This window comes from Aurantimonas sp. HBX-1 (assembly GCF_021391535.1).
Taxonomy (GTDB): Bacteria; Pseudomonadota; Alphaproteobacteria; order Rhizobiales; family Rhizobiaceae; genus Aurantimonas.
Map to the genome: position 1 here is coordinate 2,052,764 of NZ_CP090066.1, position 18,191 is coordinate 2,070,954.

The window sequence follows — 18,191 nt, forward strand, 5'->3', positions numbered from 1 at the left end:
GATGCGGCTTGCGCCGACGGCGATGGTCGGAGCGGCAGGATTCGAACCTGCGACCCTCTGGTCCCAAACCAGATGCGCTACCAGGCTGCGCTACGCTCCGGACTGCGCGATCGGCGATCCGACTGCGCATGTGCCGGGCCGCGGCCGGGAAGTCAAGGAATTCGGCGGACTTAAGCCTCAGGGAGACGGAATAATCTCGTGCTCGAGCCGGTCGCCCTTGGCGACGCCGTAGCGGGCGGCGGCGCCGCCGTTCAGTTCCAGCACGTAGCGAACCGGCACCCCGGAAGGGATCGTGTCCAGCGACAGCGGCTGGGCGTTGGTCTTGATGGTGGCCACCGTGCCGGTCTCGTCGATGAACAGCATGTCGAGCGGAATCAGCGTGTTCTTCATCCACATGGCGACCGGCCGCGACTCGTCGAAATCGAACAGCATGCCCTGCCCGGCCGGCATCGACTCGCGGTTCATCAGACCGGTCGCGCGGGTGTCGGGAGTGGTCGCGAGTTCAACCTCGATCGGGTGCCGGCCGGTCGCGGTGACGAGCGTCGCCTCGGAGAGGTCGCCGCCGGCGATCGCGAAATAGGCGGCCCCCAGCACGGCAGCGGCGGCGACGGCGGCAACGAGAAGCGGCTTGCGGAGCATGATCGGGTATCCGACGTCAGTGGGAGGCCGGCTGGACCGGTCCGGTAGGGGGATGGACCTCGGCGGCCATCAGGCCCTTGGCGCCGTCGCCATAGCGCACCAGGACTTCCTGGCCCGGCTGCAATTCGGTCAGACCGTAGCGGCGCAGCGTTTCCATGTGCACGAAGATGTCCTCGGTGCCCTCGCCGCGCGTCAGGAATCCGTAGCCCTTGGTCCGGTTGAACCACTTGACCACGGCAGGCACGAGATCGCTGCTCGGCGTGACGGCCACATGGGTGCGCGAGGCCGGCTGCTGCGAGGGATGCACGGCCGTGGACGTATCCATCGACAGGACACGGAACGCCTGCAGCCCGCGGTCGCCCTGCTGCACTTCGCAGACGAGGCGCGCTCCCTCGAGCGCGGTGGGAAACCCGTCCCTGCGCAGGCAGGTGACGTGCAGCAGAATGTCCGGCCCCTGCCCGTCGGGCACGATGAAACCGAAACCCTTCGACACATCGAACCACTTGATGTGTCCCGAGACCACCACAAGGCCGATGTCACTGCCGCCGCTCGACGCTTCGGCATCGCTGCGGGTATGTGCAGAGATTCTCTCGGGCATGCGGGAGTCCTGCGGTTGCACCTGACCGAATCGCGGCCCTCAAGCTTAGCATTAACCCTGCCGATCTGGGCAAGAGGCAGGAGCGTTTCGCCCGGCCGAAAAATCCGGTTGTCACCAGATGTGGCAGGGTCCGCGGCGCCGCATGGCCGGAGCCGCGTGCTCGAACCCCGTCCGGCGGGACTGCGTATCCACTGGCAGAGGCTTTTGCCGCACTGCGGCCTTCACACGCCGGGCGGCAACCCTACCCTGTTGCCCATCTCATCAACCGGAGCCCCATCCATGCGCTACCTGCACACGATGGTCCGCGTCAGCGACGTCGACCAGTCCCTGGATTTCTACTGCAACAAGCTGGGGCTCGTGGAGACCCGCCGGATCGAGAACGAGCAGGGACGGTTCACGCTGATCTTCCTCGCCGCGCCGGGCGACCAGCCGGGAGCGGCGGAAAAGGCCGCGCCGCTGGTGGAGCTGACCTACAACTGGGACCCCGAAGAATATTCGGGCGGTCGCAATTTCGGGCATATCGCCTACGAGGTCGACGACATCTACGCGACCTGCCAGGCGCTCATGGACAAGGGCGTGACGATCAACCGTCCGCCGCGCGACGGACGCATGGCCTTCGTCAAGTCACCCGACAACATCTCCTTCGAACTGCTGCAGAAGGGCGATGCGAAGGCGCCGGCCGAGCCATGGTCGTCGATGCCCAACACCGGCACCTGGTAGAATTCGGTAGCGGCGGCGCAGGCCGCCGCAACCATCCTGCTGCCGCATTCTGGCCATAGGCCTTGAAATAAGCTTTATTAGACGCGCTGTTGCATCCGCGCTTGCGTAACGTCCGGTGGGGACCGGTCGGCGAGCCAACGCAAACGGACAGGCGACAGGCAAGGCAGGCCACCAGGACCTGCCACGAGAGGGGTGGTGTCCATTGACGACGCAATTCGCCGGCGCAGGCGCCGCGACGCTTCGTAGACGGCTGCTGGCGGCGGCGCTTCTCGCAACCGCGCCGCTCCTGTCATCCTGCGTATCCGCCGTCGACGACACGTCCGCCTTCGGCTTCTCCAACCTCAATGCCGAGGCCGTCGGGGCGGATGCGGCGGACGTGCTCGCGGCCGACACGGCAGACGCCGGCAGCGCGGCGTCGCCGGCTGCGGTTGCGGCTGACACCCCCCAGCCGGCTCCCGCCGCTGCGGCCGATAACGTCGCGGCCAGCCAGCCAGCCGCGGCGACACAGCCTACCGCGACGACACAGTCTGCCGCGGCGCCCGCCAACCCTCAGCCGCTTCTCCGCCCTGCGGCGGTCGACGGAAAGGCCGTCGCCGCCTATGCGGGCGGCTCCGTCGGCGAGGGCGACCAGGTCGCGGCGCTCGCTCCCCGCGAGAAGGAGACCTCGCTGTTCTCCTCATTGTTTGCCCGCAGCAACGCCAAGCCGCCGGTCCCCAACGCCGACAAGCGCAAGAGTCAGCGGGTCGTGCTCCGGCAGGAAGGCGCGCCAGTATCGAGCGGCGATTCCGCCCTGCCCGGCGTCGACCCATCCTCGCTGTTCGAGATCGGCCAGCGGGCATCGGCGGAAGACGAGGACCTCATGGAGGACTCCGTCATGAGCTATCAGGTGGCTTCGCTCACCGGGCTCGCCCGCCTCAGCCCCAACGGTCTCCGGGTCCAGCGCGAGGATGTCGAGACATCCTGCTTCCCGTCGCAGCTCGTCAGCATGCTGCGTTCGATCGAACGCAAGTTCGGCAAGAAGGTCATCGTCACCTCCGGCTATCGCAGCCCCAGCCACAACCGCCGCGTCAACGGCGCCACCCGCTCCCAGCACATGGGCTGCAAGGCAGCCGACATCGTCGTTCCCGATGCCGACCGATTCGTCGTCGCCGCCTATGCCCGCTCCCTGCCCGGCCGTGGCGGCGTCGGCACCTACTGCCATTCGGCGGCGATCCACGTCGATGTCGGGCCGCAGCGCGACTGGAACTGGCGCTGCCGGCAGCGCAACTGAGGCGAAACTCCCGCGATCGCAGGCACTTGCCGGCCTCCGTCATCCCTGACGGGGCCAATCGGCCGCCGGTTTCTTCCGTCTGAAAAAGTCCCCCGCCGCGCTTGCGATCACCGGCGAAGCCCCTTATACACCGCGTCGCTGCGCCCATCGTCTATCGGTTAGGACGCCACCCTTTCACGGTGGAGAGAGGGGTTCGATTCCCCTTGGGCGTACCAGTTCCCCCTGGTGAGCTGCTCGTCAGCTTAGAAGTCAGTCACTTACCGCCTTCATGCACGGCTTGCGTGGCAGGCCACTGCATAACATCATGTGCAACATGGTGGCAGAAGTGGCGATCTCGAATCATCTCACAAAACGCAATGGCGTCTGGCAGTACGTCCGACGCGTGCCTGAAGACCTGCGCGGTAGCTTCCCCTTCGCACGCATTCAGAAGTCCCTGAGGACATCAGTCGAGCGTCAGGCTCGCGAGGCGGCGCTGGACCTCGACCGGCTGTGGGATCGTCGCTTCGCCGAGGCTAGCGAGCGCAATGGTTATGCGCGGCACGACGGGGAGTTGCCGTTGATCAACACCGACAGCTGGACGTGGCCGGACTGGGAGGCGCTCGCAGCCTGGTTTAAAGTTGCCCTCGCGGAGGAGGACTGGCAGGCGCGGCTGTCGGAGGTTACCGGGCACGTGCTATCGACCGATGCTGACCTCTCTCGCATCCCGTGGCGCGACGAACGCGTTATCCGCGACCATCTCAATCGAGAGAAGCTGCTGAAGAAGCTGTCGGTCGCCGAGTACGGCGAGCAGCGGGCGGCTTTCGTACGCGGCTATGTTCGCCGGCTCGGGATTACGCTGTCGCGGTCAGACCCTCCTTTCCTGCGTTTCATGGCTGCCTGCCACTCAGCAGAACTCTCCTACCTCGACCTTTTCCGGCTCCGGGAATCTCGCCAGGGCGGCCTTGGCAACGCTCACCCGGATACGATCGTGGGTCCTTGGCGCCAGCCGAGGGCGCCGCAAGGCTCCGGGGCAGCCGTATGGGCCGGCGCACTCGCCTCGAACGGCTCAGTCTCCGGCTACGCGATAGCAGGTTCCGCTTCCGCGGACGGTTGGACGAGCAAGACGTTGTCGCACTGCATCGACAAATGGATCGGCAATCGCCAAGCAGCGAAGCAGGCGGTCCGCGATCATCACATCAGCGACATGCGTAAGACCGTGGCAATGTTCGAATCGCAGGCCGGTGTACGCGACATTGGCCTGATCACCCGCAAGCACGTGCTGGCTTTCCGGGACGCCTTGCGCACACGGTCTGATTACAAGGCCGCCACGATCAACAAGAAGGTCAGCTACATCACGAGCCTCCTGTCGACCGCACGGAACGCCGGCTGGATCGATCGGGAAATCGGCACGAAGGTTCTCATGCAGGTGCCAGGCGATGAGGGAGTTCGCGAAGCGTTCGACAATCAGCAGTTGGCAGCGATCTTCTAGCACCGGATCTTTACCGAAGGCTACCGCTCCCCTTTGGCCAAGGCATGCGGGGAACTGCAGTTCTGGCTGCCACTGATTGCCTGCACGCACGGCATGATCACTTCGGAGACCCTCCAGTTGGGACCGGACTCCCTCACGACGAGCATCCCGAGATCCTCTGCTTCTCCGTGACCAACGCCGGCGGCCGGACAACCAAGACCTTGGCACGGCGCCGCTGGATGCCGATCCGACGCGAGCTTCTCGATCTTGGCCTTCTCGATGTGGTCGAACAGGCTCGCGCCGATAATCGGCGATGGCTGTCGCCCGAGATGAGCGACGACGGTCGGGCGCTGGCGCGCCTGTCGAACTACGCGTCGACATTCTTCGGGAACATCCTCAGGAAGGATCTGGGCGTCATCGAGCCGGAACTCAGCCTGTACTCGTTCCGACACGGCTTCCAGAATGGGATTGGCCGCGCCGGCTACGGGGAGGAGGTCAAGAAAGCGCTGATGGGACATGCCGAGACTGGCATGACGAAACGCTACGGGACGAAGAAGGCGCCTAGGCCGGTCGACATTGTCAAGCTGGCCGAGGTCGTCCAGTCACTGCCCTGGCCGTTCCTTCAAGACATCTGCGCGGGGCATTCCGTCAGCGAAAATGCACTGCCGCAGGCGACGCGAAGGAGCAAGCCTTCCATAGCGAGCGAGGAAGCGGCGCCGGCCCGCCATCGGCTATATCCGGCCGAGAATGCCTAGGCGGTATCGAGCCGGTACCGGGAGGCGTTTGAGCGCCTTCGGATGCAGGATGCAACTTTAGTGCGTATGGTGTGGTGGGTTAAAAATATGGGCATGTACATGGCCGGATATATTGTCGTTATGGCCATTATGTCCGGTGAAGCAGCACCTGTCTCTGAACGCATCGACATCAGTTCGTCTGCTGGCACTAGCCGCCAGAGGTAAGGACGGGCCAGCGACTTTGCCGGACCGCCTTCTGCCGAACCTAACCGGTGTGGCCATCCGGGCTTTACACCACTTTCCGTCCGGAGCCGTGGTGCGCTGGTCGACAACGACGCAGGTGTGGGCCGGAATGGCGGAGACGACCTGCGCGTCGGGGCGGGCTGCACGAAGTCATCCGGATTGGCGCAGCTCGCAGTGTAGCCATGGTACGTGTCCTCGTTGACCATCGGCTGTGCGCGGTAGCCTCGGTTTCCCGGACGCGTTCAACGGCGAGCACCTTGCCGGTTTCGGTATCGCCGCTCATGCGTATCCGGTTGCCGCCCGTGCGGGCCAAAGCCTCGTCGCCGCCCCGAGCAACGCGAGTTGGTTGGTGGATGAACGGCCTCGCGCCCATTCCCGAAATATCGCCGCCGCAGTTCTCCGCTGCCAGATCGTAGTTTCGGCCCCGTCTTGCTCCCCGTCAGCGACAGGCAGCAGGCACCGCTGTGCAAGAACGCCGGATCAAGCGTCTGCCAGTTTCCAGAGAAGCCGCGGCGAAGTCGCTCTCGAGCGCCACCTAATCGAAAGGTCTGCCGACTGAGAGGAAGCCGGATTACCTGTTCCGAGTATGCCTTCAAGCCACCCAATCAACGACCTTTGTGATCGGTATCGAGGGCCATATGTCCGGTCGTGAAGAACGGGCCGTCTGGGACAGGATCCAGCAAAGCCAGATAGAGGGTGCCAGCGCCAGTGCGAAGGGGATCCTGCGGTGTCGCGGCCATCCTCGCCTTCTCACGAGGGACATGGCGACCACGCCGAGGCAGGCGATGGCGGCGAGCATGATGGCGTAGCAGAACATCTCCCATCCGAGCCATATGCCGGCGGTCGCTCCCAGTTTCACGTCGCCGAGGCCGAGACCGTCCACGCCCTTCACATGGAAGAAGTATTCGCGGATGGCGAGAAGGGATGCACCGCATGCGATCGCGGAAATCAGGGCCGCAAGCATCGCCGTCGGGACGCTCTGTCCTTCGGTGATGGAGGCCTCGATGACGACGATCAAGCCGACGAGCGCCGCTGTTCCATTGGCCCAGTCTGGAACCCGGAAGCGCTTGCGGTCTTCATCCGCGATCAGTGACATCAAGACGGCCAGGGCGACGGTTTCGGACGTGCGAACCGGGTCAGCAAACAGAATCGCACCCGTCAGGCCGGCAAGAACAACGACCGAAAGCAACGTCGTCGCCCTCACGGCCAGGCCCCTTACTTCATGGAGCCGCCGCCCACGTTCCACATCTGGGCCCGCAGACTTTCCGCGACATTCTGCGCGTCGCGCCCGTCCCGAATGACCGAAGGGCGGATGAGAATCAGCAGTTCGGTGCGGACGTCCGCGCGGCTCCGGCTGCCGAACAAATTGCCGACGACTTCCACCTGGTTGAGGCCGGGGATGCCGTCCCGCCCGACATCGCTCTGTTCGCTGATCAGGCCGCCCAGCAGCACGGTCTGTCCGTCGACCACCGAGATCGTGCTGGAAACGCTCCGGTTGGAGATGACCGGCGTCAGCGAACTGGCATTGGCGGAGACCGACGAGATTTCCTGTTCGATCACCATTGTGACGACGCCGTTCTCCGCGATCCGTGGCCTGACGTTCATGATGATGCCGGTGTCGCGATATTCGACTTCGTTGCTGACCGGCGCGTTCGCGTCCTCGACGGAACTCACGGTCCGCGTGACAATTGGTATCTGGTCGCCAACGCGGAACTTCGCCACTTCGTTCTCCATCACGACCAGAGAGGGCGAGGACAGGACCCGAACGTCAGTGACGGCGTCGAGTGCATTGAGGACGACGTCGGGCGCGTTCTCCGATCCCACGACGAAATTGAAGCCCGGCAGTTCGCGGGCGATGCCGTCGGCGATGGTTCGGAAGAGCCCGACCGATCCATCGTCTCTGCCAAGCCCGATGTCTCCGCTCTTGATGAAATACTGCACCCCGTACCGCAGCTGGTCGTTGAGGCGGACTTCGGCCATCGTGATGTTCACCGCCACCTGCATCTGGGGGACGTCGATGTGGGCGAGCGCCTGCAGGACCTTCCCACGGATGGCGCGGTCGCCGTAGATCACCAGGGAATTATTCGACAGGTCCGGCTCGATCCGAAGGGCTGTGGTGCCAGCTAACGCCTCTCCGGGATCGCTTAGAAAAAGCGACGTGGCCGCACTGGCCTGCGGTGCGCTGAACGCCGCATCGACCAAAGCGGAGGGATCGGCTTCTTCGGGTGGCGTCGCTTCCCCCGAGGGCGCGGCAGAACCTCCTCCGGATGCCGAGAACAGCCGCCCCAAGAGTTCGGACAGCTTCTGCGCGTCCCGGTATTTGACCCGGTAGACGTGAACATTGCTGTCGAGGTCCGGATTTTCCTTGTCGAGCCGCGCTACCCACGTCTGGGCCCGCTCGACCAGGCCGCGGCTTTGCGAAACCGCCAGAATGGCCCTGAGCCGCGGCATCGCCATGAACTGGATGACGTCCTCGCTGGATTCGCCGCTTCCGGAGCCGAAGACCCGGGTGAGTTCGGGGATGATGGTCTCCGGCTTGGTGGCCCGCAGCGGGAGGATGGCGACCGACTGGTCCTCCATCCAGTCGGTATCGAAGGACAGTGCCGTCTCGACGGCAGTGCGCCTCGCCTCGCCGCTCCCTGCGACGATCAGGAGATTGCGGGTCTTCTCGACACGCACCGAGCCAGGCCTGATGGCGAAGCCGTCGATCAACCGCGTGAGCGTCTGCGCCGAGACGTATTTCAGCGGAATGACGGAAAGTCCGTGTCCGGCCGATACCTGACCCTTGTCGACGGCAAGAGCCGTCGAGGATGTATCCCCCGTGATGCGATAGAGCTCCCCCGCCTTCACCAAAGCGAGGTCGTTGCTCGCGAGGACGGTCTCGAGGATCGCGAGAAGATCGTCGCGGGGCACCGGTCGCGCCGTCGACAGCGTCACCTCGCCCGATACGCCCGGGTCGAGAGTGTAGCCAACCCCGAGCGCATCCCCCAGGATGGCCTCGGCCACATCGGCGATATCGGCTTCCTCGAAGTTCAGATTCACTTCTCCGTCTGAACTGGCGGAAACGCCCGGCGGCAGGGTGGGTGCATTGGTCGTCGCCGGCGCATAGAAGGCTCCCGCGGCAACCAGTTCTTGTTGCTGCTGCTGTCCATACGAACCGCTGGTTTCTGCGCGAGGTTGTCGCGCCGCAAAATCAGGAGCGAAGACGGATCCGTAGACGCCAGTGCGTTCAGTCGACTCCGACAACTCCGCGAGGCGTGCACAGCCGGACGCGAGGAGCAGGACACCGATCACTGAAAGCGACACAAGACCATCAAAACGCATGCACTACCTCCACAGCGCCGGTCTGAAAATGGCAGACGACCCGCCGTAAGAACTTACTGAGCGTCAGCCGGAAGCTGTCCGGCTTTGTTAGGCACCCGTCCTCGCGTCACCCTGCAGCCTTCCGAAGAAACGCTTTAATTATAGAGATAATTCACCTAATTCTTAGGGACGAAGGTCGGACTTATCGAGTGGATTAGCGTCATGCCCCTCGACGAAATCATCCCCATCAGTTCCGCCAAGGAACTGGACGCGCTTGTCGCACTGGGGCGCGGGTCCGATGCATCAGGCCCGCGGTCCTATCGCGACTGCTGGGAGCGGCGGATCCTGCCGGCTGACGTGCTGGCAGACGCCATAGCCGCATCCCACGACCTGCCCAGGTCCGAGCCTGGGTCGATCAGGTATCAGGCCGAACTCTTCGAGGATCTGTCCCTGCAGTTCCTCAGGGAATCCTGGGTCTTCCCTTACCGGTCCGGCAACGAGACACTCCTCGCCGTCGCGGATCCCACCATGTCCGAAGCCATCCGGGCGGTCAGGCTCGCAACAGGCGTCGGGTCGGATCTGCGCATCGCGGCATTCGACGAGTTGGAAGTTCTCTTCGAGCAAGCCTTCGCGTCCGGACGTGACGCGGAGACATCGAAAACCACCACGGGGCCGCAAGACGCCAGGGCCGAGGACGACCTGCAGAGACTGCAGGACCTCGCTAGCGGCGCCCCTGTCGTGCGCGCAGTCGACGAGATGTTCAAGGCTGCCATGACGCTGTCGGCAACGGATGTCCACATCGAGTCTCAGGAGGACGGACTTGCCATCCGCCTGCGCGTCGACGGGCTTCTAAGGCCTTACGGGCATCTTCCCGTAGCGCACTCTCGTGCAATCATCTCGCGCGTGAAGATCCTTGCGGGTCTCGACATCGCTGAACGCCGGCTGCCGCAGGATGGGCGAACGCGCCTGCGCATCAGCGACGCCGACGTCGATCTCCGCGTCGCCACGGTTGCCGGACTCCACGGTGAAACGGCTGTCATCCGCCTGCTGAGCCGAGACGCGGAGTTTCTCGATCTTGCCGCGCTCGGCATGGCCGAAGACGATCTTGCGGCGGTGAATGCGCAAATTCAGGAACCCCACGGCCTCATTATCGTCGCGGGCCCGACCGGCAGCGGGAAGACCACAACGCTCGCCTCCATCCTGTCGGTCCTGAACACCTCCGACCGCAAGATAATCACCGTGGAGGATCCGATCGAATACCAGATCCCGGGAATCGTACAGACCCAGGTCAAGCCGGCCATCGGCTACACGTTCGCAGCAGCAATCCGCTCGTTCCTGCGACACGATCCGAACGTGCTCATGGTGGGTGAGATGCGCGACCGCGAAACCGCGGAAATCGGCATCCAAGCAGCACTGACGGGCCATCTGCTTTTGACGACGCTCCACACCAACAATGCGGCGGAAGCCGTGGTCCGCCTCGCGGACCTGGGCATCGACTCCTTCCTGCTGCGGTCCACCTTGCGCTGCGTCATCGGCCAGCGCCTGGTACGCCGGCTCTGTACCCGCTGCCGCAAGCCCACGGAGCATTATTCCGCCGCGGCGTCGGCACTGGCGGATGCAGGCCGGTTCCAGTCACAGCCCGGCGACACCTATTTCATCGCGGTCGGATGCAGATGGTGCGGCGGAACGGGATTTCGCGGCCGTGTCGGTCTGTACGAGGTCATCCGGCTCGATGATAACATGCGGACGCTCATCCGCAGCGACATTGACGCGAAGATGCTCGCCAGCGAAGCCGGCACCCGCGGCATGCGCACCATGCTGGAGGACGGGATGGAGAAATACCGGCGCGGCATCACCACCGTCGAGGAGGTGGTGCGGGCGACGATCTGAATGCAAGCCGAAACCGACTATTCCGGTTCGAAAAGCCGGAATGTCCGGTTTCGTCCGTCTAGCTGAAACTCGAGTGTCTTCAGGTCTGAGATCGTGGCGGTCCACCCTTGGTAATGGTCACCCGACTTCAGTCGCAACATCCGGTCGGACCCGGGACTGGAGACCAGAGCCGTCATCTCGCCCCCGATGGCGATGACGCCGAGCAGTTGGATGTCGGGCGGCGGGAGCGGGACGGGCTGAACAGGCTGGCGTACGGCGACGGGGCGGGCAACCGGCACTGCGGGTGGCGGAAGCTGGCGACGCGAAGGGGCGAAAAGGGGACGTGCGCGGGTTTCGGTCAAATCCGTCACAGCCGTGCCATCCAGCGGAAGCCCCAGCTCAAGAGCGCCATCCCCGATCTCGGCATTGGCGGCCGTGATGGCGCCCGGACCGACAAGGCAGATCAGAAGCGCCAGGAGGCCAGTGACGGAGCGCATTCAACGCCCCTCCGGACTCAGGTAGCTCTCGACCGTCATCACGGTCCGAAGCATGTCTTCGCAATCCGCCGAGGTTGCATCGATCGACGATGCCCGCAGCGACAGCGTAGAGACCAGCATCAGCGGCTGCCGACTTTCGATGTCAAAGAGAATTTTCTGCACGCGCTCCGATTTGGCGAGGAAGGAGAGCCGGAGCGCTGCACGGCGATTTCCGTCCTCCTCCAAAGGAAGGAACTCCACCTGCGACACCGCCGCCCCATGATCCTCGACAATCCGCGTGACGATATTCTGTAGGGCGGCTCCCGCGATCGCGACCGTGTCGCCGGCAATATAGAACGCCGGGCGATCGTCAGATTTCTCGCCCGAATGGGACATGCCCGCAGCGGCAGCCTTGTCACGCAAATCCGCGAGGGTACGCGACTGGGCCGCAAGCACCGTGTCGATCTCCTGAGAAGCCCAGTACTGCTTGACGGTCAGAACAAGCATGACCGCGGCCACAAATCCGACCGCGGCATTCGCGGACCGGCGGGATCTCGGTGAAGCTGCGGAGGGGAACATCACCGGACTGACCTCTCGACGATAACGGCTTCGATCTCGAAGCTGTCTCGGTTCCCATCGCGATTGCGCGTCACGGGGGCAGAGAAGCGGACATCCGCCAGCATGCGCGAGCCGTCGAGTATGGCGATCAGTTCAGCTGGCGCGCTCGACAGGCCCGACATTCGGAGCGTCCCGCCATCCACCGACAGGTCGGTCAGGAATGTGCTGTCCGGCAGCACGACGGACAGATCCTCAAGGACCAGGACCATCGGCCAGCTACGCCGCTTGCGCTCGAGCACCATGACGGGCTCTTTTGCCTTCGATTCCGCTGCGGTCCCCTCGATCCCGGCGATAGTTTCGCGAAGACGGTCGATCTCCTCAGCCATGGCCGAGGACTGCGCCTGGCGGTCGTGGTTGCTCCAGGCCAGAGAGGCGAACGCGGCAGCGGCCCCGATGGCGATAGCGGCCGCGACAAGGGCGCCGTGCCCCCGGCGCGCCTTCTGCGGCGCTCCGGCGTCGGTTCTCATGTCCAGGGCGCTCGGACGGTCGAGAGGGTCGTCGCTTACCCCGACCAGCGCCGGATGGAGACCAGCGTTGATCAGCGGAGCCATTCGCCGAGCGAAGACTGCCCGCGACATCACGGTCAGGCGCACCGTCAACTCGGTTGCATCGCCCGAGGCGCCATTCTCCAGTATCACGTGCCCGTAGACGGCCTTCTCCGGCGCCCAGGGTGTCAGCCGTTCGATCTGGTGCCGGATGATCGGGGCGATGTGTTTCCGTCCAGCCGCCGGCAGGCAGATCGAGGTGGTCACCGTGTTCGTCGCATCGAGCCGGAGGTCGAAGGCATGTCGCCGAAGGAGGCGGGCCGTTCGTCCACCCGGCGCGTCCTCATGGTCCCAACTCTCGATCAACGCGAGTTGGCCATCGCGCCGTCTGCGGTAGGATTCGAACCGTCCGTCCCGTTCCACCAGAAGAAATGACGGATGGCCAGCCTTGGAGACGACCAGTCGAGACAGCCGGTCGATCCAGGCCCGCGGGAGTCCCGTCGGGAAGATCCTCGCTTCGCCGTTGACCGGAGAAACCAGGGTCATGACCGACCATCCCCCGATACGACGCCGTCCTGCGGGCGCGACCACATCAGTACTGCGTATGGTCTGGGAGCCTGCGTCCGCCTTGCGATCACGGCCTCCGATACCCCCGCGGAACCCGTTGCGGTACGCGCAGTCAGGCGAACCCTGTATACGCCCGACGGCCTGTTCGTCTGCTCGCCGTCATCGGCCGCGATATCGTCGGCGGCGGGATCTTCTTCTGCCAGTTCGTCGTCGGCGATCATCGCGTCTGACCTTTCGACCGCGGCCCTGACAGTGGCCGAAGCGCCGTCTTCGAGGACGCGCGAACTCGGGTTGAAGACGGTCAAGAAGGGCCGCAGTCGCTGAAAATCGGGCGCGGCCAAGTCGTGCAGAAAGCGAAGCTCGTCGACCGACCGGAAAGGCCGGTTGGGAGGCATCCCGGCCATTCCCGCGACGGCATAGTCGAACCCTTCGGCACCGTAGATCGAACTTAGGTCGTCCTCGTCGCGCCAGTCGACCACCCGTTCGGCAAAGGCCTGCGGGTCCAGCGAGGTGCAGCCGGCAACTTCGAAGAGGCTGGCGAGCAGCGCAGGGGCGGCCTTGTTGAGATCAACGCGGGACGCTTCATCGAAGACTTCGATCCCGACCGATCCTCTACCCAGGGACAGGACAAGGGCGTTCACTTCCTCGGGCGCCCGGTTCTCGATGAACAGAAGATATCCGGCGCCGGTCAGGCCGCTTTCCAGCAGGGATTCGACCTGCAGCGCCTGACTGCCGATCGACGTCCTCTGAATGCCTTGCCCCGTCACATGGACGAGGCCCACGGCGATCACCGAAATGAGACCGGCAAATCCCAGCACCGCGAGCGTGACATAGCCGTCATCGTCACCGCGCATTTTCGCCTCCGTACGGCGGCTGGGAAATCTCCTCGCTGCTGCAGGTCCCTTCCGGGGTAACGCAGTCGAAGATGGCGTCGACATGCGTGGCGGCGACCATGCTGGTCACCAGACCACGCGTCCGCGCATCGGCGACATCCAGCCGAAGCAACGAGGGCATGGCTCTCCGGCCACTCCACCCGGCGTCCCACAGCGACCTTTCGTCGGCGCCGTCGTGGGCATAGGCGAACCGGAAGACCCAGGGCCCCGACATCAGGATCGCGGGCTTTCGACGGTGCAGGCTCGCCCGGGCGGGATCGCCTGGGACGAGCGGGGTCTCCCACCGCAGCAGCGTACCGATGCCGGACTCGTAGTGGCTCTCGATCCAGACCATCATCTCCGGCATCTGGCTGTCAGCTGCGACGGCATAGACAATGGAGGATCCGGATCCGCTGAAGAGCAGCGGACTGTCCCTCTCGGGACCGGTGCGAACAGCGATCATGCCGGACACATCCCGTTTCAGCCGGGCGACGCCCGCGGCCAGCACCTCCATTTGGTTGTTCTTCGTTTTGGCGGCCTCGGAGTGGCGAACGACCACGCTGGTCGCCAGCGACAACGTCGCTATCACCAGGGCGGACAGGAGCAGAACGCAGACCGTTTCAATCAGCGCGAAGCCGCCATCAAGCGCGAAGCCGCCATCAAGCGGGGAGCGCCGGCGGTTCACTGCGATGCTCCGACAGCAAGCGCCTCGAGCACGACTACATGTCCGGGCCTTGCCTCGACCGAAATCCGGATGGCTATAAGTGTCGGCGCCCCTGAGTCGGCGTCTGCCTTTTGCCGTTCCAGGTAGGGGCGGGACTCGGCCATCCATCTGAGCCCATTCATCGTTCCGCTGCGGACACCGGTGCGAAGCGCAGCGTCACGCTGCCTGACGGACAACACCGCCTCCGCGACAATCTGCGCCTGAACGGTGTCTTCGATGCGCTCGATCCCGGCGCGGGACGAGGCGACAGCCCGCGGGGCCAGCGAGACAAGGCCGGCGAGAATGGCGACCGCAACGATCATCTCGAGGAGGGAGGTCATCGGACCGCCCTCGGCCGGCTCGCATCGATGGTGACGCTCGACGTCAGGGGATTGATGTAGACTTCTGCCGCGGCCCGCTGCCACCTCAGCGTCAGAACCCCTCCAGAAGACCGCCCGCCGGGCGCAAATCGGATGAGGGCATTTCCCTCACGTATCACGCGTCCGGCCTGCCCCAACTCCAAAGCGATGCCATCCGGAATCTTGATGCTTGCTGACTGCATGCCTGAACTGACAACGCCCGTGGAAAAGTCGAGCGTGGTCGCCACCTCGGCGCCCGTTCGCGCTGCACCATTTCGGTCGATCAGCAGAACGGTCGCAACCCCCGTCGCCGCTTCCCGCAAATCGGCAAGTCCTCTCATCGGCAGAAGACGCGGCAAGGCGACCGCTGCGATCATGGCGGCGATCGCCAGCGCAATCACGAGTTCCAGGAGGGCGAAGCCACCGCAGGGGTCAGCGGCTCGTGATGTCGATCGACCCACCGCCGCCTCCGCTGCCGTCCGGACCCAGCGTGCGGATGTCGAACGCGGCTCCGGTCGCCGTGGATCGGTACTGATAGGGTTGCCCCCAGGGATCCACCGGCACTCTCGATTGATGCACGTAAGGGCCGTTCCAGCCCGGGATGCTGCCGGGCTCGATCAACGCTGTCAGGCCTTCCCGTTCAGTGGGGTATCGTCCGATATCCAGAAAGAACAGATCGAGTGCCGACGAAAGGGACTCGATCTGCATCTGCGCGGTCTTGGCGCGGGCATCGCCGAGATAGTTCAGCACCCGCGGCCCTACCAGACCCATCACCAGACTGAGAATGACGAGGACGACCAGCAATTCGACGAGCGTGAATCCGCCGTCGCGATCCCGCGGTTGCAGGGAATCCGACTTGCGTCGTGGGCGATGGGCAATGGCGTCCTGCCGGGTCATAGGATCATCTCGTTCATAGAAAGCAGCGCAGTCATCACCGAAATGATGATCCATGCGATCACGAGGCTGACGAGCAAAAGGATGGTCGGACCGAGGATGGCGACGGCGCGGGTCATGCCGCGATCCAGCCGTGCTTCGTAATAAGCCGCCGTCCGCATCGCCGCGGGACCCAACCCCGACTCCTCTCCGACCCGCAGCATGTGGACGGCATAGGCCGGCAGCAGCGGCCGGGTCTCCAGCGTGTCGCTCAACCTTCTGCCCTGGCGGACCTCTGCCAGCACGGCGTCGATCGACTGGCGATCGCGGTCGAAGACCATCGTGTCGCGGATAAGTCTGAGGGCGGAGGAAATGTCGACGTCGCTGCGGATCAGCAGGCCGAGATTGGCGCAGAACGTGACGGTGCGGGCATCGGACGCGAGCCTTCTGAGACCCGGAAGCCGGCAAATGGCTTCATAGCTGCGCTCTCTGATCGGTCGGCTGCGCACAGCCCACAGGCCCGCCAGCAGCACGATGATCGCGAGGACTGCAATCTCGGTGCCGTTGGCCCGGAATGCGCGAGACAGCAGGAATATCGTCTGCGCCGCGCCATCCGCCGCGGCTGCGCTTCCGGAAAGGGCGCGGTCAAATTCGGGAATGACCACAGCCAGCACGAACGCCAGTACGCCGACGGCGGCTGCTGCGAGGAAGCCAGGATAAGCGAGAGCCGAGGAAATCCGGCGCCGGAGTTCCTCGTTGCGCTGTCGCTCGCGAGCAAGAACGGCGAGCGTCTCCGGCAGGGTTCCCGAAGCTTCGGCGACCTGGACGATCTTGACGTAGTTCGCGGGGAAGGCGGACGGATGGCAAGCGGTTGCCTCGGCGAAACTCTGCCCCCTCGAAATGGATCGATGCAGATCCCGCAGCAGGTAGGCGATGACGGGCTTCGCGGCCGTCTGCGATATGATCAGAATCGCCCGATCCAATGTAACGCCAGCGGCGAGAAGAGCAGACAGGTCCTCGGTGACGCGCGTGACGTCGCCGGCGCTTGGTTGATGGGAGAAGATCGAGGTGATCGCGAACTCGGTGGGGCGAGTGGATCCCGTGCTCTCAACGATCTCAATGGGAAGCAGCGACCGTCGCTCGAGTTCGATGACGATCGCGGCCCTGGAAGCGCCCTCGAGCGTCCCGACCACGACGTTGCCGGCGGATGACAGTGCCTGGAAGGCGAAGTCCGCCATTTCATTGCTCCCTTTCCGCCAGAACCATATTTGCCAAGGTGACTTTCGGTCTGAGGCCCCATCCGATCAGTCGTGATCCGAACCGCGGCCACGCCCACGACCACGTCCATGATGGCCATCGTGCTGCTCCATGTCGTGTTCGGTTGCGTCGTCGTCGCTGGCGCGATGCACCTCGCCATGGTCGTGGTGGGGATTGCGGAGCGCCTCCAGTTCCCGCTCCCTGAAAAGCGAGGAACTGACCGCATCGATATGGGCGAGGAGATCCGCGGCGTCGTTGTCCGACAGCCCGAGAATGGGCATGCGCACTCCCGGAAAACGGGCGATGAGGGCCGCAAGCTCCGGGTCGGCGTTCGCACGCTTGCGGTCCGGATTGCGGATGAAGGAAACGAGCCAGTCATGGTCGCGCCGCTTCGTCGCCCCGAGCAGGTCGGGACCCGCCCGATCACCGGCGCCGATCGTGTGGCAGCCAGCGCAGAGCTTCTTGTAGAGTGCCTGCCCCGGCTGGCTGCTGATCTGGCCGGCGACCGCTTCGCGCGACATCGACCGGTCCGACAGTGCCTGGCCGGTCCGTCGCCACTCGGGATCCATCGCACGAATGTCGACGACGAGGCGTTCGAGGTCGCCGAAGGTGCTGTTCCGGGTCCATTCTCCCGTCCGGTCGTTGCCGAGCACCACCTCGTTGCGATGCTCCCACAGCGACCGGCTCCTGTCGCCGAGCGCACGGTTGATGACCTTCATGTCCGCCGGCGCGCCGGTGACGAAGGTCCAGCCTGGCCCGATGTCGAATGCATCCGCAAAGGCCTTAAGCCGTTCGGGCGTATCCCGCTCCGGGTCGACGCTGAGCGAGACGAACGAGACATTCGTGGTGCCTCCCTCGATCAGGCGGCGCTGCACTTCCGCGAGACGGGCCGTCGTCAACGGGCAGAGATCGGGGCAATTCGTGTAGATGAAGCTGACGACGACGATGCGATCCTCGATGAGGTCGTCGTAGAAACGCAGCGTCTCGCCGTTCTGGTTGACGACCGGACGGTTCGTGAAATAGTCGGCGTTGTAACGAGAGGATCCCGCCTTGGAGTCGCTCGTGCACGCGATTGCAAGGACGCCAATTACCAATGCAACAATGTTTCTCCACTCTGTCATCATCAATCCGGCCTTCGTCGCGTTGGAACCGTTACTT

The 18,191-nt window shown here is 64.4% G+C and carries 19 protein-coding genes and 2 tRNA genes; 6 read left to right on the forward strand and 15 right to left on the reverse strand.

What is annotated here, in order from left to right; genetic code table 11:
- Positions 1-23: 23 nt before the first annotated feature.
- The 3 genes from LXB15_RS09810 to LXB15_RS09820 form a co-directional block, all read right to left on the reverse strand.
- Positions 24-100 (reverse strand) — tRNA-Pro (locus LXB15_RS09810).
- A 77-nt stretch (positions 101-177) separates the two neighbouring features.
- The gene (locus tag LXB15_RS09815) at positions 178-639 is read right to left on the reverse strand and encodes a DUF192 domain-containing protein (RefSeq protein ID WP_233952865.1); all 462 of its coding nucleotides are present in this window, start codon (positions 637-639) and stop codon (positions 178-180) included.
- A 16-nt stretch (positions 640-655) separates the two neighbouring features.
- A complete protein-coding gene (locus LXB15_RS09820; RefSeq protein WP_233952866.1) occupies positions 656-1,237 on the reverse strand; it encodes a cold-shock protein in 582 nt (193 codons plus the stop codon).
- A 279-nt stretch (positions 1,238-1,516) separates the two neighbouring features.
- On the opposite strand from LXB15_RS09820, the gene LXB15_RS09825 reads away from it, so the two are divergent.
- The 5 genes from LXB15_RS09825 (at position 1,517) to LXB15_RS09845 (ending at position 5,429) form a co-directional block, all read left to right on the forward strand.
- Positions 1,517-1,957, forward strand: coding sequence for a VOC family protein (locus LXB15_RS09825; RefSeq protein ID WP_233952867.1), 441 nt, complete (start codon positions 1,517-1,519; stop codon positions 1,955-1,957).
- Positions 1,958-2,159: 202 nt separating this feature from the next.
- Complete coding sequence (locus tag LXB15_RS09830) at positions 2,160-3,227, forward strand: D-Ala-D-Ala carboxypeptidase family metallohydrolase (RefSeq protein WP_233952868.1); 1,068 nt, start codon at positions 2,160-2,162, stop codon at positions 3,225-3,227.
- A gap of 140 nt (positions 3,228-3,367) precedes the next feature.
- Positions 3,368-3,442, forward strand: a tRNA-Glu gene (locus tag LXB15_RS09835).
- A gap of 89 nt (positions 3,443-3,531) precedes the next feature.
- Entirely contained in the window at positions 3,532-4,695 is a 1,164-nt protein-coding gene (locus tag LXB15_RS09840) for a DUF6538 domain-containing protein (protein WP_233952869.1), read from the forward strand.
- A gap of 167 nt (positions 4,696-4,862) precedes the next feature.
- Positions 4,863-5,429, forward strand: a complete 567-nt coding sequence (locus LXB15_RS09845; protein WP_233952870.1) for a hypothetical protein — start codon at positions 4,863-4,865, stop codon at positions 5,427-5,429.
- An 814-nt stretch (positions 5,430-6,243) separates the two neighbouring features.
- Here the strand turns inward: LXB15_RS09845 and LXB15_RS09850 are convergent.
- Together LXB15_RS09850 and gspD are read right to left on the reverse strand one after the other, a co-directional pair.
- The gene (locus LXB15_RS09850) at positions 6,244-6,855 is read right to left on the reverse strand and encodes an A24 family peptidase (RefSeq protein WP_233952872.1); all 612 of its coding nucleotides are present in this window, start codon (positions 6,853-6,855) and stop codon (positions 6,244-6,246) included.
- A gap of 11 nt (positions 6,856-6,866) precedes the next feature.
- A complete protein-coding gene (gene gspD / locus LXB15_RS09855; RefSeq protein WP_233952874.1) occupies positions 6,867-8,975 on the reverse strand; it encodes a type II secretion system secretin GspD in 2,109 nt (702 codons plus the stop codon).
- 201 nt (positions 8,976-9,176) lie between these two features.
- On the opposite strand from gspD, the gene LXB15_RS09860 reads away from it, so the two are divergent.
- Complete coding sequence (locus tag LXB15_RS09860; RefSeq protein WP_233952876.1) at positions 9,177-10,844, forward strand: GspE/PulE family protein; 1,668 nt, start codon at positions 9,177-9,179, stop codon at positions 10,842-10,844.
- A gap of 17 nt (positions 10,845-10,861) precedes the next feature.
- On the opposite strand, the gene LXB15_RS09865 is transcribed toward LXB15_RS09860, so the two are convergent.
- The 10 genes from LXB15_RS09865 to LXB15_RS09910 form a co-directional block, all read right to left on the reverse strand.
- Positions 10,862-11,320 (reverse strand): hypothetical protein, encoded by a 459-nt coding sequence (locus LXB15_RS09865; RefSeq protein WP_233952878.1) that lies wholly within the window; start codon positions 11,318-11,320, stop codon positions 10,862-10,864.
- Positions 11,321-11,878, reverse strand: a complete 558-nt coding sequence (gene gspM, locus LXB15_RS09870; RefSeq protein ID WP_255696852.1) for a type II secretion system protein GspM — start codon at positions 11,876-11,878, stop codon at positions 11,321-11,323.
- On the reverse strand, positions 11,878-12,948 hold the full coding sequence (locus LXB15_RS09875) for a PilN domain-containing protein (protein ID WP_233952882.1): 1,071 nt from the start codon (positions 12,946-12,948) through the stop codon (positions 11,878-11,880). Before LXB15_RS09875 ends, gspM begins: the two co-directional genes overlap by 1 nt.
- Positions 12,945-13,823 (reverse strand): general secretion pathway protein GspK, encoded by an 879-nt coding sequence (locus tag LXB15_RS09880; protein WP_233952884.1) that lies wholly within the window; start codon positions 13,821-13,823, stop codon positions 12,945-12,947. The genes LXB15_RS09875 and LXB15_RS09880 overlap by 4 nt, the downstream gene beginning before the upstream one ends.
- The gene (locus tag LXB15_RS09885) at positions 13,813-14,526 is read right to left on the reverse strand and encodes a type II secretion system protein J (RefSeq protein ID WP_233952885.1); all 714 of its coding nucleotides are present in this window, start codon (positions 14,524-14,526) and stop codon (positions 13,813-13,815) included. Before LXB15_RS09885 ends, LXB15_RS09880 begins: the two co-directional genes overlap by 11 nt.
- Positions 14,523-14,885, reverse strand: a complete 363-nt coding sequence (locus LXB15_RS09890; RefSeq protein WP_233952887.1) for a type II secretion system protein — start codon at positions 14,883-14,885, stop codon at positions 14,523-14,525. The genes LXB15_RS09885 and LXB15_RS09890 overlap by 4 nt, the downstream gene beginning before the upstream one ends.
- Positions 14,882-15,364: a prepilin-type N-terminal cleavage/methylation domain-containing protein gene (locus LXB15_RS09895; protein WP_233952889.1), complete on the reverse strand. Its 483-nt coding sequence runs from the start codon at positions 15,362-15,364 to the stop codon at positions 14,882-14,884. The genes LXB15_RS09890 and LXB15_RS09895 overlap by 4 nt, the downstream gene beginning before the upstream one ends.
- Positions 15,336-15,800: a type II secretion system major pseudopilin GspG gene (gene gspG, locus LXB15_RS09900; RefSeq protein WP_233952891.1), complete on the reverse strand. Its 465-nt coding sequence runs from the start codon at positions 15,798-15,800 to the stop codon at positions 15,336-15,338. The genes LXB15_RS09895 and gspG overlap by 29 nt, the downstream gene beginning before the upstream one ends.
- On the reverse strand, positions 15,797-17,014 hold the full coding sequence (locus tag LXB15_RS09905; RefSeq protein ID WP_233952893.1) for a type II secretion system F family protein: 1,218 nt from the start codon (positions 17,012-17,014) through the stop codon (positions 15,797-15,799). The genes gspG and LXB15_RS09905 overlap by 4 nt, the downstream gene beginning before the upstream one ends.
- Before the next feature lie 66 nt (positions 17,015-17,080).
- A complete protein-coding gene (locus LXB15_RS09910) occupies positions 17,081-18,154 on the reverse strand; it encodes an SCO family protein (RefSeq protein ID WP_233952895.1) in 1,074 nt (357 codons plus the stop codon).
- Positions 18,155-18,191: the final 37 nt, after the last annotated feature.